The organism is Arthrospira sp. PCC 9901 (genome assembly GCF_059013425.1).
The window spans coordinates 599,524-615,004 of sequence record NZ_CP102296.1; the positions used below are offsets into that span (position 1 = coordinate 599,524).

Consider the following 15,481-nt stretch of genomic DNA (forward strand, 5'->3'; position numbering starts at 1 on the left):
CTTTAGACCGGGGAGGAAACGCGACAGGGGGACTTTAGTCCCCGTCAATCTTTCAAGCATAGGCGTAACCATCCTTCCTGTGAATGGGTTGGCAGTATTTGTGGCTGATGCCTGCCACCCGTACAGAAGCGGTGGTAATATCAAAACTACCAGACGCACGGCAGAGAACCCGTCCTAGATATGAGCCAATTTTCTTCCCCGCTGTGACCGTAGCCGTCACCATGTCGCCAGTCTGAAAGCCTTTATGAATTTGCCTCCTGGAGCGGTGACGAGTAGGGAATCCGTACTTATTCGTCCCGCACATCTGACGGGTTCCATGCCCCTTTGCTAAAATCAGCAACGGTTTTGAAGTCAGAACTTCGAGTGATTCGACTGGTCCAACACAGGCAGCATCAAGCCAGTGAGCTTTAGGTAGGTTGAGCCTCAGTCGATTGAACTTCGTTTGTCCGCCCGTTCCTGTGGTAACTGGGAGTCCTGTTGCTTTGAGAGCCTTGAACAAGGCCCATCGGGTCGAGTTAACGGCAGCCGCATCTTTAAGGGGTGATTTGGCCTGCCTGAGAAGACGACTCAGGACATCAGGCTGGCCCGATAAAAAATCCAGAATGTCCCCATTGCCTTTGGCTTGATTGCATGAGTGGCAAGCCATCGTCAGGTTAGAAACCCGGTCAGAGCCACCCTTAGACCGAGGCTGGATATGCTCAACTTCAAGTGGTACATTTTGAGCCCCACAGTAAGCACAGGTTCTGCCCCACTTCTCCAACAGGTATTCCCTGACTTCGTAGCCTTGTAATGCTCCCTGCTGATACTCAACACCTGATATCTCAGGGTTTTCCATCAATTGCAGGTCGAACCGTACTAGCTCTTGAGCAATGCGGCCAACTGGGGCAAGTCTACGAAATCGGTGAACCCAGGTCATTAGAGTATCTACTCGATGCTGCCAGCTGGGAGCTAACCAACCTTCGGGACGAGTCCGATTCAAGAACCGAGCTGGTCGATATCGGGTCTTGCGGTTTCGTCGAGAACGTCGGAGTTGACGACGAGAGAGCAATGCTTCTTTAATCTGCTGTCCTCGGTGCTGCAACTCGGCAGCAAAGATAATATGATTCCCTTGCTTCAAGGCAATTCCAGTGACTTTAGAGCCTGGGTCTAATTTGAGTTCGAGCGGTTCAGGATTAGCGTCAACCTCCTTGTTTAGAATAATGGTGAATGGGTAGCGTCGAAATACCGATGCTTTCCCGGCTTTGAGCAGTGATCGTGCCATCCCTGGCTTGCACGGTGTCAGGGGCTTGCGGTTGGTATCTAAAACGAAAATATGGTTAGACATTGTTGCGTCTGTTCTGATTGCTCGTAACGTTTGCTTCGCTAATGTTCAGAGTCGGTACTTTCCAAATCGCACTGTCTTAACCCCTTAGGACTGTTTAACGATTTGGTTCTAGGGCCTGGAACTAGCACGCATTCCAGGGTAGGAACTTTAACTCTTGCTCTGAACGTAGCCAGTTAAGGCTTAAGCTGGTCAGCTACCTGAAAGCGGGGGGCACGAAGCCCCCGTGCTTCAGCCGGGGGTGCTGACAGTTAGTTTAGTTAGTATGGCGCGATTAGTTTCTCGAGATTCTTAACCTCATTATTCCCGATATCATCTACCTCCGCCTCTGGTTCCGGAAAAAAAGTTGGCGGTTTTTCCGATGGTTTAGGGTTCCCACTCAGATCAAGATTCCTCTCTTGGTTTTCTGGTATAGGTTCCGGTTCTGGTTCCGCTATCGGTTCCGGTTCTGGTTCCGGTTTTGGTTCCGGCTTGGGTTCCGCTATGGGTTCCGGTTTTGGTTCCGGTTTTGGTTCCGGTTCTGGTTCCGGTTCTGGTTCCGCTATGGGTTCCGGTTCTGGTTCCGGCTTGGGTTGTGGTTGTGGTTGCGGTTGCGGTTGTGGTTGTGGTTGTGGTTGTGGTTGTGGTTGCGGTTCTGTAGGAATGATAGGAGGTAAAGAGTTAATCAATTCCAACTCTAGGGTGTATGCAGTCTCAGACAATCCTGGGAGAGTTTCCAGGATAATGGTATAGTCACCATCAGCAAATAAAGGACCCTGCCAAATTGATACCCCAGTCGCGCGGGAATTAACCGGGTTGTTGTCAGGTCCCAGCAATGTCAGTAACACACCATCCCCAGTAACAGACAGATAAAGCTGTTGTCCTTCCGTAGCCGAGAGGAGATATTCAGATATTTGGTTCCCAGCGATCGCCCCTTCAACAACAGTAGTATCTCCCGGCGTGAGATCTAAGCGTCTAGTTGAGACTTCCGGCGTAGGTTCCGGTTCTGGTTCTGGTGGTGTAGGTGTGGGTGTAGTTTCCGTTTCTGCTTCCGGTTGCGGTTGCGGTTGCGGTTGCGGTTGCGGTTCCCGTTCCGGTCTAGGTCTAGGTCTAGGTCTGGGTTCAACAGTAGTAATCGGGTCTGGGTCTGAATCTGACCCGGTAGAATTTAGTAAATAGCTGACCAAACTCAAAGACCCATAACCCGCGAGGATAGCCACAGCAATTCCCGCCGCCATAACAGCAATGGGATTATCCCAAAAAGACTGAAGGGAAGGGGTAGATATCACCGGAGTAGTTTGATGATTAGACCCCGATCGCATAGAGACAGGAGACCCCACCGCCAGAGTTTTGAGTCCTGATAAATTCGGGTCAGTAGTGGGGGGGTTAGGTACAATTCCAGAGAGATTATTGAGAGCCTGTTCTACTTCCCTAGCCGACTGATAGCGATCGCCGGGATTACGGCTCAACATTTTATTGAGAACCGTGGCCAGTTGAGGAGTCACAGTCGCCCAAGGTTCCCACATCCAGGTTAGATTTTGTTGGTTAATTAAATCTTGCGGTTCTCGTCCAGTCAGCAGAAAAATCGCCGTTACCGCCAAAGCGTACAAATCGCTGCTGGGGGAAACCTTCCCCGTTTGCATTTGTTCAGCAGGAGCATAACCCAATTTTCCCACCCTAGTTTGACCCACCGGCTGAGTTAGACCCGGAGACTGAATATAAGTCGCCTGTTCAATAACTACCCCAAAATCAATCAAAACCGGGAGCTGATCGCGATCGCGGCGGATAATATTATCCGGGGAAATGTCGCGATGAATAATATTGAGACCATGGAGATGTTCCAAAACCGGTAGCATTTGCTGAAGGAAAGTTATCACCTCAGCCTCAGCAAAAGTGCGAGGTTGACCCACCGGGGCATTTTTCCGGTCTTTGAGCAGCGCATAATAGGTTTGACCCTCCACATAGTCTTGAACCAAAAACAACCGCTGATTTTCCTCAAAAACCGCCCCAAATTTGGGAATTTGCGGGTGTTGGATTTGGTAAAGCACCTGAGCTTCCCGCCTAAATAGTTCTTTAGACTTTTCCCAAGCATAGGTCCCCATTTGCACCGGGGTAAATTCCTTTAACGCGCAATACTCATTAAAGCGACCAAGATCTTCAGCCAGATAAGTTAAGCCAAACCCACCTTGACCCAAAACCCTGAGCAAGCGGTAGCGATTTTGTAAAACAGTCCCTAGTGGAATAGCCGATTGCATAGAATTGATACTTGTCATAGGTTACAAATTAACAGATAAATCAAGGCGAAGCCGTCAAAAAGTCTTGATTGTGACCCCCTCATTTGTGTTTAACAACATTTTTAACCATGTTTCCGTGAACCTTCCCTTTCCGTCGCTGTATTATTTCGTCTAGTCTGGTCTGAATCAATTTACCCATAACCTATATGTTGAGCCAAGCTCGCCCCAACTTGGTTGAGCATATCATCAACAACCGTCGCCACCTGTTCCGATCCTTTGATAAGGGGAGCTACTCCTGAATGATAGCCAATTTAACTGTTTCCTGGGCTACTGAATAATGGTAAAATAACTAGGAATGAACTGCGAGGAAATGCCGTGATCCGTTCTGCCACTCTACCCCTTCCTCATTCTGAGGCACTAATGACCGACCACAATCGACTACGATTGTTTTCAGGTTCTGCCAATACAGCTTTAGCCACCGAAGTGAGTCGCTATCTGGGCATTGATTTGGGGCCAATGGTTCGCAAGCAGTTTGCGGACGGAGAACTTTACATCCAAATTCAGGAGTCCATTCGAGGCTGTGATGTCTACCTAATTCAACCCTGTTGTCATCCAGTCAACGACAACTTGATGGAACTCCTAATTATGATTGATGCTTGTCGTCGAGCCTCTGCTAGGCAAATTACCGCCGTAATACCCTATTATGGCTATGCTAGGGCAGACCGCAAAACCGCTGGCCGCGAATCGATTACAGCCAAACTGACCGCTAATTTAATCACCCAAGCTGGTGCGAGTCGGATTTTAGCCATGGACTTGCATTCGGCACAAATTCAAGGATATTTTGATATTCCCTTCGACCATGTTTATGGTTCACCTGTTATTTTAAACTACCTAGCTAGTAAACAACTATCTGATATTGTCGTAGTATCTCCAGATGTCGGAGGTGTGGCTCGTGCCAGAGCTTTTGCTAAAAAACTCAATGACGCACCCCTGGCGATTATTGATAAGCGCCGTCAGGCTCATAATGTGGCAGAAGTTCTCAATGTCATTGGTGATGTTAGAGGCAAAACAGCCGTTTTGGTCGATGATATGATTGACACAGCCGGGACTATTAGCGAAGGCGCTCGCCTCCTCCGGGAAGAGGGTGCTAGGCAGGTTTATGCCTGTGCTACCCATGCGGTGTTTTCTCACCCAGCTATTCAACGTCTGTCTACGGGGGTTTTGGAGGAAGTGATTGTGACTAACACTATCCCAGCTTCCCCGGATAAAACTTTTGATCAGCTGACTGTGTTATCGGTTGCTAATTTACTTGGTGAAACTATCTGGCGCATTCACGAAGATAGTTCCGTTAGTAGTATGTTCCGCTAATTGACCAATTTTTAGCTTTGGCGGCGGGAAAACTCCCGACTCTACCGGAAAGGCTGAGTGTCCGGTTTACCAACCGCCGCCGGGTTGGTATAGGTCTCTATACTAAGGCAAAGTTTTTTTGTAAATGCGATCGCATCGTCGAGTTTCTACTCCCGTTGTCGGTTCATAACCATGGTGTTCATAGAGTTTCACGGCTTCCCTTAAAACCGTCGCAGTTTCAATCCAAATCTCCTGAAATCCTCGTCTGTGAATTTCTTGTTCTAATTGAGTTAATAAATATTTGCCTAACCCTAGACCTCGGACCTGTGGCTGTAAATACATTTTCCGAATTTCCACGGCATTTGTACCACGATTAATCGGATAATAAGCAGCAGTTCCCACTAGGTTTTGATGTTGTTCGACTACCCAAAATTCCCCATCATTATTAAGATAATACTTTTCGACTTCCCAGACATCGATATCAGCGCCTTCCGGTTCACAAGTTAAGCGATATTCAGCTAATACTGAGGCGATTAAGTCTTGAACAACTTGGCGATCGCCTGATTCCCAGGAACGAATTATAAAATCTTTATATACTTTTCTCATAACCGTTAATTCGGTGATATAATCAGTTAAGAAGTCGGAGAATTTGGCAGAGACTAACTATGAATCCGGGGTTCCGGGTGTAGTGTGGAAAGGAGTTCGCTTTCAATAGTAGCCAATTCCTCTAGTCTTTGGCTAACGGTTTCCTGTTCAAAATAAGTAGTTGCTAACACCCAATAAATGCCATAGTGACGCGCTTCGGAAGCCATCAAACCGCGATAAAACTTAGCCAATTCTGGATCGGGACAATATTCAGATAATAAGCCCAAACGTTCATGGCTGCGGGCTTCTATCAATCCAGAAACCAATAATAAATCAAGCATTCTGTGTGGTTCTTCTCGGCGGACATGGCGATTCAAACCCGCGCCATAGGGGGGAGAGGGAAGCGATCGCATGGGAATGTGTAGTTTTTCGAGCCACTGATTTACCTGTTCAAAATGCTGTAATTCTTCTTGAGCGATCGCTGTTAACATTCGCACCAATTGGGTACTAGAGGGATAACGAAACATCAAATTCAAGGCTACTCCCGCCGCCTTACGTTCACAGTGGGAGTGGTCAAGTAGGATGATATCCAAATTAGCGATCGCCTGTTGAACCCAAGCCATTGACGTAGGTTCTTTCAAGTATTTAATAGTTGCTCGTGAACCAGAAACCACAGATCCCATATCAAGACCACCGAAAAGCCACCCTAATCATAGCAGATCTGACCCAGTAGGGTACGTCAGAAGCCGTCAACCTCGCTGATAACCCGATGATTGATACAGCTTGTTCACCAGTCGCTTAATACATTGCCCTCACCCTAAATCCCTCTCCCACAGAGGGAGAGGGACTTTGAGAGGTGATCAATAGTAGGGTACGTCAGAAGCCGTCAACCTGACTGATAACCGGATGATTGATACTGACGCACCACAGTAGTAGGGTGCGTCAGAAGCCGTCAACCTAGCCGATAACCCGATGATTGATACTGACGCACCACAGGGAGTATCAGAAGCGGTCAACCTTCATCATAACCGGATGATTAACATACTGACGCACCACAGTAGTAGGGTTAGGTTGGTATTCATATACCTCTTAAACTTTGCTCTGCTGCCTGTTCTAAATCCTCACATTTTTGCACTAAAGTTTTAACAATACTGATAAAGTAGTTAATGTCTATTAAACTCATTTCAGCATTATGCATAATTGAAAACACTTGACGATTGCTTAATTCTTCAATGCACCAAAATCCAATCTTATATTTGCTATTTTCTTTAAGCATATAGGAAGAAAGCTGATGAGGAATTGCATCAAAGCCAGAAAACTTCAAGCCAGTGGGGCAAGAAAACTCTAAAGTTGTTTCATATCTGATAATAAAAACCGTTTGAGTGGTTCCTGAATCCATATTAAATCTCAGGACAGCTTTGTTGGAATTAAGTTCTGCAATGCCCCAGCCAATTCGGTTACAATATCCTCTAATTGTTGACTGAAAATTGTTGACTGAAAAAAGATCTTTATTAATAGCCATAGATCCATCTCCTGAATTGCCATTTTTTGATTCAGTAAAACTTTTCGCTGCTAAGGCTGTGACTGGTTGAGCCTGTCTCGTCTCAGTAGTGTACTGCTATCATTCTTTCCCCAGTGTATATCCGATCGCCTGACCCCTGCAACCAGAAAAAAACAGATTTTCTGGTCAATTTTGTGACAAAATGTCAAACGAATGCCAGAAAAAACCTGATTTTCTGATTCAGAACTGAGTTATAATGGCTGAAACCCTTACCAAGCCTAAGTTTATGGATATAACGGAATTGTTACAATTTGTGGATAGGTTGGTGTCACAACAGACGGGAGAACACCTAGACGACCTACAAAAGTCGATCATTCAAGGACTGTTGACAGGGAAGACTTACAAGGATATCGCGGAAGATATCGGGAATGATGGCTACAATGAAAACTATATCGGAGATGTTAGCCGTAAATTATTTAAGATTTTATCTCAACAGCTTAATGAGGATATTAAAAAATCCAATTTTTGTTGGACTCTGGAAAGGGCAATAAATTCGCAAATCTTTGTTAATAACAATAATGTGACTTTGTGTCCTTATTATCCGAATGGCAATTCTGAACAGGAAGAACAAGCGATCGCTACTCCCCAACCACCGCCACCCCAAAAAATATGCCACGATTTAACCATGGCACCTAAAATCTGGAAATTTGGCGATCGCACTGATGAAATAGATACCCTATCCCGTTGGTTAATTGATGAAAGTATCCCCTTAATATCAGTGGTGGGAATAGCGGGAATTGGCAAAACTACCCTAGTCAAAAAATTAGTCGATCGCCATAAAGATAATTTTGAGGTGGTGAGTTGGAAAAATCTAAAACTATCACCACATTTAACGCCTATTGCTAATGATATTTTAACTAAATTTAATAAGGAATCCAGCCCCAAAGATTATCAAATCCATGACCTGATTAATCTGTTAATACAACAAAAATGCTTGCTAATACTTGATGATTTACAAGAACTATTTATCAGCGGCAAGTTGGCGGGACAATACCAAAAACCATATAAAAACTATAGCCAATTTTTGAGGACGATCGCACAAATTGAACATAAAAGCAGCATTATTGTCATCAGCCAAGAACAATCCCAAGAAATGTTATTATCCCTCAATAATGACCTATATCCTATCAAATCCTTAACTTTATCCGGCTTGAATAGTGTAGACATTTTAGAGAGTCTGGAATTATCAGACCGAGAAAGCTGGTCAAATTTAATCGAAATATACGAAGGTCATCCAGTCTATTTGGAAGATGTTTCCTATTTAATTAGGAATATGTTTTGCGGTAAAGTCTCGGAGTTTTTGGCAGAAGACACCCCGGTAATCACGGAATTAATGAGTAGTCAATTAGGAGAAGTTTTCGAGCGATTATCTTCCATGGAAAAAGCGATCGCCTTACAGTTAAGCCAAGTTGACCGTCCCCTGTCGCGATCGCAGTTAACCGAAAAATTATCCCTATCCTCGACGGAGATCATCAAAGGTTTACAATCTTTGCAGAGACGATGCTTGCTAAAAACCATGGAAAATGGTACAATGATGTTCCGTTTATCTCCGGTCTTTAAACAATATATATGGAAGGGTTCAATGAGGGGTCTACCTGAAATCTGAGAGTTGGAGGGTGGTTTCCGGGTGATCATCTGGTGAGGGTGAGGGGTTATAGGTAGGATTAACTAATGTGAAAGTATAGCGATCGCTAATGCGAAATTTGCGATAAAGTGGGGTCTAATAATACAGAAATTACTATCGCCCTATGAATCAACAGCTTAACGTCATGTCAAAATGGTGGCATTTGTTGGCGGGAATGATAGCAATAGTGATGGTATTGCTATTGTCCACTGCGCCAGCTATGGCTACAGGAGTTTATCAAATGCCAGACTTGAAAACTGGCGATCGCACTTGGATTATTGATGATGAGGATATTCTCAGTCGCGCTACCGAAGGCAGAATTAACCAAAACCTGGAGAAACTAGCGGATCAGACGGAGTATGAGGTCCGGTTAGTGACGATCCGCCGCCTGGACTACGGAGAAACAGCCCAAAGTTTTACAGATCAGTTGTTTGAGAAATGGTTTCCCACCGCAGAAGAGGCCGCTAATCAAACTCTGTTGATGGTCGATACCCAAACCAATAATAGCGCCATCCATACCGGAGACAAAGTAAAACAGTGGCTAACTCCTGAGATCGCCGAGAGTGTAGCCAACGAAACCCTACAAGTCCCCCTGCGAGAAGGTGAGAAGTATAATGAAGCCTTCCTGGCGGCCACGGATCGTATAGTCAAAGTCCTCTCAGGACAAGGAGATCCGGGCGCACCTAAACTCCTGGAAAATCTGCAAGTGGCGAGTACATTTAAATCGGCTGAAGAAACCGACGACAAAAGTGCGACGATCTTAGTTGTGGTAGTCCTAGTAATTGCCACAGTCGCACCTATGGCGACTTATTATTACCTTCAACGGCCTTAAAAATGGGCTGATTTAAATCGATGCAGTTTATTGATCGCACTGAAATTGAAGTAGAAGCCGGAAAAGGGGGAGATGGCATAGTTGCCTTTCGCCGGGAAAAATACGTCCCGGCTGGAGGTCCGGCGGGAGGCAATGGGGGCCGAGGGGGGTCTGTGATCCTGAAAGCGGTGGAAGACTTGCAAACTCTCCTGGACTTCCAGTATAACCGTCGCTTTAAAGCTGATGATGGCAAACGAGGCGGCCCGAAAAATAAAACGGGGGCATCGGGAAGCGATCGCATTATCGAGGTCCCCTGTGGTACAGTGGTCTATGATGCCAATACCTCAGAGCTGATGGTGGATTTAGTCACCCCTAATCAGGAATTTTGCGTGGCGGCTGGGGGTAAAGGCGGTTTGGGAAATAGTCATTTTCTCAGTAACCAAAACCGCGCCCCTGATTATGCTTTACCGGGACTACCAGGAGAAAGTCGGCGACTACGACTAGAGTTAAAATTGTTGGCAGAAGTGGGGATTATTGGTTTACCGAATGCGGGAAAATCAACTCTGATTTCGGCAGTATCTTCCGCCCGTCCCAAGGTGGCAGATTATCCTTTTACTACCCTAATTCCTAATCTGGGAGTAGTCCGTAAACCGACGGGAGATGGGACGGTATTTGCGGATATTCCGGGATTGATTGAAGGCGCACACCGAGGGACTGGACTAGGTCATGAGTTTTTGCGCCATATCGAAAGAACCCGCATTCTCCTACACATGATTGATATTACCGACACAGACCCGATCGCTAATTATCAAATTATTCAACAGGAGTTAATCGCCTATGGGCGAGGTTTGGAAAGGCGGCGGCAAATTCTGGCGATTAACAAAATTGATGCGGTGGGGGACTCGGAGGAAAGAAGTAAGGCGATCGCTTCTCAACTTGAGGCGATCGCCGGGGTTCGAGTGTTCCTAATTTCGGCGGTAGCGCGCATTGGTTTGGAGGCACTTTTACAGGAAGTTTGGCGATTTTTGGATGACTTAAAGACCGAGGAGTAATTTGGCGGTACTTAAATAAATCCAGATCCCCAAAATATCGACAATGGTGGTAATAAAAGGAGAGGACATCAAGGCGGGATCTAACCCAAAGGAATGAAACAGAAAGGGTAATCCCGCCCCGGCGGTGGCGGCAATAATAGTAATACAAAGTAAACTAATCCCCACGGTTAAACCGATTTTAATTTGTCCTAAAAAGACAAACACCATCCCAATTACTACCACCCCTAATAAAATCCCCAAAAGTCCGCCAGTCATAGACTCGCGTATAATCACCCAAAGGGGTTTTTTATATTTCAATTCTTCGGTACTTAACCCGCGAATGACGACGGTAGAAGACTGGGCTCCGACATTCCCACCCGCATCAATTAACAGAGGGGTAAAAAAGGCTAAAGCGACGACCTCATCAAGGACGGCTTCAAAATTGCTCATCACAAAAATAGTTAAGGTGTTGGTGATTAACAAAATGAATAGCCAGGGGATACGTTTACGGGTAATGGTGGCTAAATTGGATTGAAAATAGCTTTCCCCCTCAGACCTGACAGCACCCATAATATAAATATCTTCGGTGGCCTCCTTTTGCAAAATATCGATCGCATCATCTACGGTTACGACTCCGACTAAGGTATGATCGCGATCGACCACAGGTAAAGCCACTAAATCATAACGTTGAATGGAACGGGCGACTTCTTCCTGGTCTGTATCTGTTTTGGCAAAAACCACATCAGGATTAATGATATCACCTAGGAATTGATCAAGGTCAGCTAATAATAAATCCCGCAGAGAAGCGACTCCCATTAACCGCCGCTGTTCATCAACTACATAGACATAATAACTCACTTCGCGATCGCGTGCTAATTGTCTAATGCGATCGGATGCCTCTTTAATGGTTAAATTGTACCTCAAAGCGATATATTCAGGGGTCATGAGACGGCCGGCTGTTCCCGCCTGATAACCTAATAACTGAGAGGTGGCTTGACGTTCTTCGGGTGAGAGTTGGGCGAGAACCCGCCGCACTAACCGAGGGGGTAATTCATCAAATAAACCCGCGCGATCGTCGGGAGCCATACTATTGACAATCTCTAATAATTCAGAATCTCGAAACTCCTCAATTAAAGACTGTTGAATATCTGTAGAAAGGTGTTCATAAACTTCTACAGCTTCTTGTTTGGAGAGTAAACGAAAAGCGGTTAATTGCATAGCTTTAGGCAACCCATCGATTGCCTCAGCAATATCCACAGGCTGCACTGGCAATAATAGAGTTTTAGCACCTTCCCAGTTGCGATCTTCTAATAACAGTCGCAATTGTTCCCTAACAATGGCTCGCAATTCACTCCGGGAACTCTTTTCCTCAATCTCCTGCATAGTTTTAGCTCCTGGGAATAATTAACTACAGTATTAAGGATATAGCAAAATCACTATGATCTAGTATATTCCCGCTAAAAAATAGTGATTTGTTATACATGAACATGAGTGTATTTTGCTAAAATAAGGGGGTGTCACCTAGGACGGGAGGAAGTAACATTGAACTCTGACACAGATACGATTCAATCTATAGAACCCATTCAGTGGGACGAAAAATTGATCTCAACTTCTCATGCTGAACCGAGTTTTTACTATTTCGCCTACGGTTCCTGTATGTGTCCGGTAGATTTGCAACGGACTCTAGGTGAACCTACTCATTCCTATGTGATCGGACCTGCTACTCTACGGGGTTATCGGTTGGGGTTTTATCGCCATTCCCGGCGGCGCAATTGTGGCGCTTTGGATATAGTTAAAGATGCTAATTCTTCTGTGGAAGGGGTTTTGTATCGACTTCCTTGGCGTTTAAGCGATCGCCTTGATGAACGGGAAGAGGTGAAAATTGACCCGGATAAACAGGTTCATATTGGCGGATATCGCCCAGAAATGATTGAGGTACATTCTCAGGGTAAGGATTATCAAAACGTGCGGACTTATATGGTCATTAATAAACTCCCCCAAGAATTAGCCCCCAATGATTGGTATTTTAATGTAGTTTTACGGGGTGCAGTTACCTGTGGTTTAACTCAGGAATATTGTTGGCAACTATTTAACCATATGTATAATCTGCAACGCCAACAAGTTAGTTATCAGAATTATTAATTAATTATCAATGGGTTACTGTAGAGACCAGCCTAGCCTGGTCTCGGCTGGTGATTAGACCTCAGAAATCATTGACTTCTGCAATAATATCCAAGCTGGTTTTTGCCTGATTATTGGTAGGCTTATAAAGTTCCCGTAAATAGATATTACCATTTTGATATTCAATGTAAAACATCCATTTTGATGTCGGGTCAATATCTACGGTGTAAATATTAGCTTGAGTCCCCTTTAATCGCTTGAGGCGACTAATCGGAAAGTATTGATTTTGATAGGATTGGGGATTTTGTAACTCCGCGATCGCCGCCAAAAATTTCAGTTGTTGAGGTTCGGAAAAAACTGCCATAGCTTGGCGAATAATACCGCGATCGTCAATTAATGGGGGAAATGGTGATGACATCAATAACTATCCTTGTGGTCAATTATTTTTTGATATATGGAGTTACCGACCTGTCGATAAGCTGTAGCAGCATGACGGCTTTCTATGGCTTTAAATAGGGTAATTGACAGGCGATTAAATAGGGGGTCTTCGTCAATGGTGAGAATTACGCGCAGGTAGTAGTTAACAATAAATGAGTATAGGGAAGAACCGTAGTTATCTTTGAGATGAAATTGACAAAACTGATGAAGTCGTCTACTCCGCAGACTAGAGTTAGTTAATAATAAGGGAAGCCAATGTTCAACTTCCTTGAGGATAATTGATTGTTCTTCCTGACTAAATTTAGCTAAGTCCTGATTAAACTCATCAGTGGATTCAAACACAAGATCCATAATAGATTCACCCCTCACCGTGATTAAGCGATCGCTAACTAGGTCTTCTGTTTCAATAGGGCCAGGTGCTGGTCAGGAAAACTATTACGGAAGCGAAAGCTAAAACCCCTTGGAGTAAATTACCGAGGACGGTCCCGACAAAAATCCCGATCGCCGCCTTAACAGCGGAGCGCACCCGCAGACCCAAGACCAAATCCTGACGATAGAGAAATTCTCCGACAAAAGCGCCCACCAAAGGACCTATTAACAGTCCTAATAAAGGTCCGCCAAAAGGTAAAGCTGGTAAGAGACCAAAAAAGCCCAATAATAAGCCAATGATCGCGCCAATTTGTCCCCATTTACTAGCGCCAGCTTTTTTAGCACCCAGATAAGCACTGAGGAACTCAACACCGACACTTAAAAGCAGGACAGCGATCGCCACACCAATAGGCCAGCCCATACCAGAAAAACCAGCAAAGATAGCCCAAATCAAAATAGCGGTAACAATCAGACCTGATCCAGGCAGCCCCGGAACGACGGCTCCGATGACTCCCAGGAGCATTACCAGCACCAATACCCAGTATAAAAATAGCATTGTCTACCCCATTTTAAGTTGTAATTTTCGTGGCATTGGACCAACCAGAGCGATCCAAAGTATCAGCCAATTTATCAGCAATTCCCTCGATCCAAACTTCATCTTGTTTGGTATAGCTGCGGGGAGTATTCGCCCCCAAAATCAAGACACCGCGATCGCCCATAGGTTGGCAGATGACACCCTGAGTATTAGGAGGCAAATAGTCAAACTCAACCCTTCCGGGATACAAGGCCAAATTGACCAAGTAAACAGGTTTGCGGGTCTTCTGAACCCGTTTAACAATAGGTCCGGGTTCGACTTGAGAATTAACCCCTAAAACGCCGCGTCGGAGTAACACCTGAGCATCCCAAACCACCAAAAGCGATCGGGTGACGGTATTAGTTAACAACATCAGAGAAGCCCAAGCCAGTTCAGTTTTGACCACATCAGGCAAATCCGGCTGGAGTTCAAAACCTTGGGGACCCTCCAACTCCACAGCGTCCGGTGGGACAGGTTGAATTTGCTGCCACAGTAAGCCAGTCAAAATCAACAAAGCGCTTAATATGACTCCCAAGGCATCCGAGCGGGCTTGAGAGTCCAAAATCTGGGGGGTTTCTAAACGATTGACGAGCAATAGCACCCCCCCTAAACCCCCCACCACGAGGGGCAAAAGTCGCAGAACTCGGTTAGAATTTATTTGAGCCATTCACGAGAAGCTCTAAAGGACAACTGAGATCCGATCAACCCACTTCTGAAGGATCAATAATCCGCTGGAATAAATAGCCAGTACCGCGAGCGGTCAAAATCAGTTCTGGGTTGCTAGGATCATCTTCTAACTTAGCTCTGAGGCGGGAAATATGCACATCCACGACGCGAGTATCAACATGGCGTTCGGGAGTATACCCCCAGACCTCCTGGAGAATTTCGGATCGGGAAAAGGGTTCTCCTGACCGACTCACCAAGAGTTCCAATAGGCTAAACTCCATCCCGGTTAAGCGGATGCGTTCATCACCTTTGTAGACCTGTCGCTTGTTGGTGTCAATCCTAATACTGGCAATTTGGATAACTCCAGAACTGGGAATTCCAGAAGCGCCATTTTTATCAATGCGGCGCAGGACGGAACGGATACGGGCCTCTAGTTCCTTGGGTGAAAAGGGTTTGACGACATAATCATCTGCGCCTAATTCTAACCCGGTGATGCGATCGGCGACATCCCCCAAGGCGGTGAGCATAATAATGGGAATGTCAGACTCCTTCCGTAATTCCTGACAAACTCCGTAGCCATCTAGTTTAGGCATCATCACATCCAAAACCACGAGGTCAGGTTCTGTCTGGCGGAAGATTTCTAAAGCCTCTTCCCCGTCGGCCGCAGTTACTACATCGTAACCGATCATAGAAAGGCGAGTTTCCAAAATCCGGCGGATGCTGGCTTCGTCATCGACAACTAAAATTCTTTCCTTATGGTTTTCCAATTGACCTCAATACTCCCTCTATAACACTAGACTTACTTTCATATAGTTTAACT

At 45.4% G+C, this 15,481-nt stretch carries 16 protein-coding genes; 5 read left to right on the plus strand and 11 right to left on the minus strand.

What is annotated here, in order from left to right; genetic code table 11:
• Positions 1–52 precede the first annotated feature (52 nt).
• Entirely contained in the window at positions 53–1,324 is a 1,272-nt protein-coding gene (gene iscB, locus NLZ44_RS02745; protein ID WP_493751780.1) for an RNA-guided endonuclease IscB, read from the minus strand.
• 257 nt (positions 1,325–1,581) lie between these two features.
• Complete coding sequence (locus NLZ44_RS02750) at positions 1,582–3,573, minus strand: protein kinase domain-containing protein (RefSeq protein WP_493751781.1); 1,992 nt, start codon at positions 3,571–3,573, stop codon at positions 1,582–1,584.
• 336 nt (positions 3,574–3,909) lie between these two features.
• Between NLZ44_RS02750 and NLZ44_RS02755 the strand changes: the two genes are divergently transcribed.
• Positions 3,910–4,902: a ribose-phosphate pyrophosphokinase gene (locus tag NLZ44_RS02755; protein WP_493751782.1), complete on the plus strand. Its 993-nt coding sequence runs from the start codon at positions 3,910–3,912 to the stop codon at positions 4,900–4,902.
• A gap of 102 nt (positions 4,903–5,004) precedes the next feature.
• Here NLZ44_RS02755 and NLZ44_RS02760 read toward each other — a convergent pair whose 3' ends face one another.
• The 3 genes from NLZ44_RS02760 to NLZ44_RS02770 form a co-directional block, all read right to left on the minus strand.
• A complete protein-coding gene (locus NLZ44_RS02760; RefSeq protein ID WP_493751783.1) occupies positions 5,005–5,487 on the minus strand; it encodes a GNAT family N-acetyltransferase in 483 nt (160 codons plus the stop codon).
• A 53-nt stretch (positions 5,488–5,540) separates the two neighbouring features.
• Positions 5,541–6,149: a MiaE family protein gene (locus tag NLZ44_RS02765; RefSeq protein ID WP_111891357.1), complete on the minus strand. Its 609-nt coding sequence runs from the start codon at positions 6,147–6,149 to the stop codon at positions 5,541–5,543.
• Between the two features lie 395 nt (positions 6,150–6,544).
• The gene (locus NLZ44_RS02770) at positions 6,545–6,988 is read right to left on the minus strand and encodes a hypothetical protein (RefSeq protein ID WP_315664055.1); all 444 of its coding nucleotides are present in this window, start codon (positions 6,986–6,988) and stop codon (positions 6,545–6,547) included.
• A 235-nt stretch (positions 6,989–7,223) separates the two neighbouring features.
• Between NLZ44_RS02770 and NLZ44_RS02775 the strand changes: the two genes are divergently transcribed.
• The 3 genes from NLZ44_RS02775 (at position 7,224) to obgE (ending at position 10,514) form a co-directional block, all read left to right on the plus strand.
• Positions 7,224–8,633 carry a helix-turn-helix domain-containing protein gene (locus NLZ44_RS02775; RefSeq protein WP_493751784.1) on the plus strand — a complete coding sequence of 470 codons (1,410 nt, stop codon included), beginning with the start codon at positions 7,224–7,226 and terminating at the stop codon, positions 8,631–8,633.
• Between the two features lie 142 nt (positions 8,634–8,775).
• The gene (psb32, locus tag NLZ44_RS02780; RefSeq protein WP_111891361.1) at positions 8,776–9,483 is read left to right on the plus strand and encodes a photosystem II repair protein Psb32; all 708 of its coding nucleotides are present in this window, start codon (positions 8,776–8,778) and stop codon (positions 9,481–9,483) included.
• 20 nt (positions 9,484–9,503) lie between these two features.
• A complete protein-coding gene (obgE, locus tag NLZ44_RS02785; RefSeq protein WP_493751785.1) occupies positions 9,504–10,514 on the plus strand; it encodes a GTPase ObgE in 1,011 nt (336 codons plus the stop codon).
• On the opposite strand, the gene mgtE is transcribed toward obgE, so the two are convergent.
• Positions 10,497–11,876, minus strand: coding sequence for a magnesium transporter (gene mgtE / locus NLZ44_RS02790; RefSeq protein WP_493751786.1), 1,380 nt, complete (start codon positions 11,874–11,876; stop codon positions 10,497–10,499). The genes obgE and mgtE overlap by 18 nt on opposite strands.
• Positions 11,877–12,035: 159 nt before the next feature.
• On the opposite strand from mgtE, the gene NLZ44_RS02795 reads away from it, so the two are divergent.
• On the plus strand, positions 12,036–12,635 hold the full coding sequence (locus NLZ44_RS02795) for a gamma-glutamylcyclotransferase family protein (protein ID WP_493751787.1): 600 nt from the start codon (positions 12,036–12,038) through the stop codon (positions 12,633–12,635).
• 61 nt (positions 12,636–12,696) lie between these two features.
• On the opposite strand, the gene NLZ44_RS02800 is transcribed toward NLZ44_RS02795, so the two are convergent.
• From NLZ44_RS02800 to rpaB, 5 genes are read right to left on the minus strand one after another with little or no spacing between them, the layout of a single operon-like run.
• Complete coding sequence (locus tag NLZ44_RS02800) at positions 12,697–13,032, minus strand: hypothetical protein (RefSeq protein ID WP_493751788.1); 336 nt, start codon at positions 13,030–13,032, stop codon at positions 12,697–12,699.
• Positions 13,032–13,403, minus strand: a complete 372-nt coding sequence (locus tag NLZ44_RS02805; RefSeq protein WP_493751789.1) for a hypothetical protein — start codon at positions 13,401–13,403, stop codon at positions 13,032–13,034. Before NLZ44_RS02805 ends, NLZ44_RS02800 begins: the two co-directional genes overlap by 1 nt.
• A gap of 52 nt (positions 13,404–13,455) precedes the next feature.
• Entirely contained in the window at positions 13,456–13,977 is a 522-nt protein-coding gene (locus tag NLZ44_RS02810) for a DUF456 domain-containing protein (protein WP_006623412.1), read from the minus strand.
• 13 nt (positions 13,978–13,990) lie between these two features.
• Positions 13,991–14,662: a cofactor assembly of complex C subunit B gene (locus tag NLZ44_RS02815; RefSeq protein WP_493751790.1), complete on the minus strand. Its 672-nt coding sequence runs from the start codon at positions 14,660–14,662 to the stop codon at positions 13,991–13,993.
• A 34-nt stretch (positions 14,663–14,696) separates the two neighbouring features.
• Entirely contained in the window at positions 14,697–15,428 is a 732-nt protein-coding gene (gene rpaB / locus NLZ44_RS02820) for a response regulator transcription factor RpaB (protein WP_006623410.1), read from the minus strand.
• Positions 15,429–15,481 lie beyond the last annotated feature (53 nt).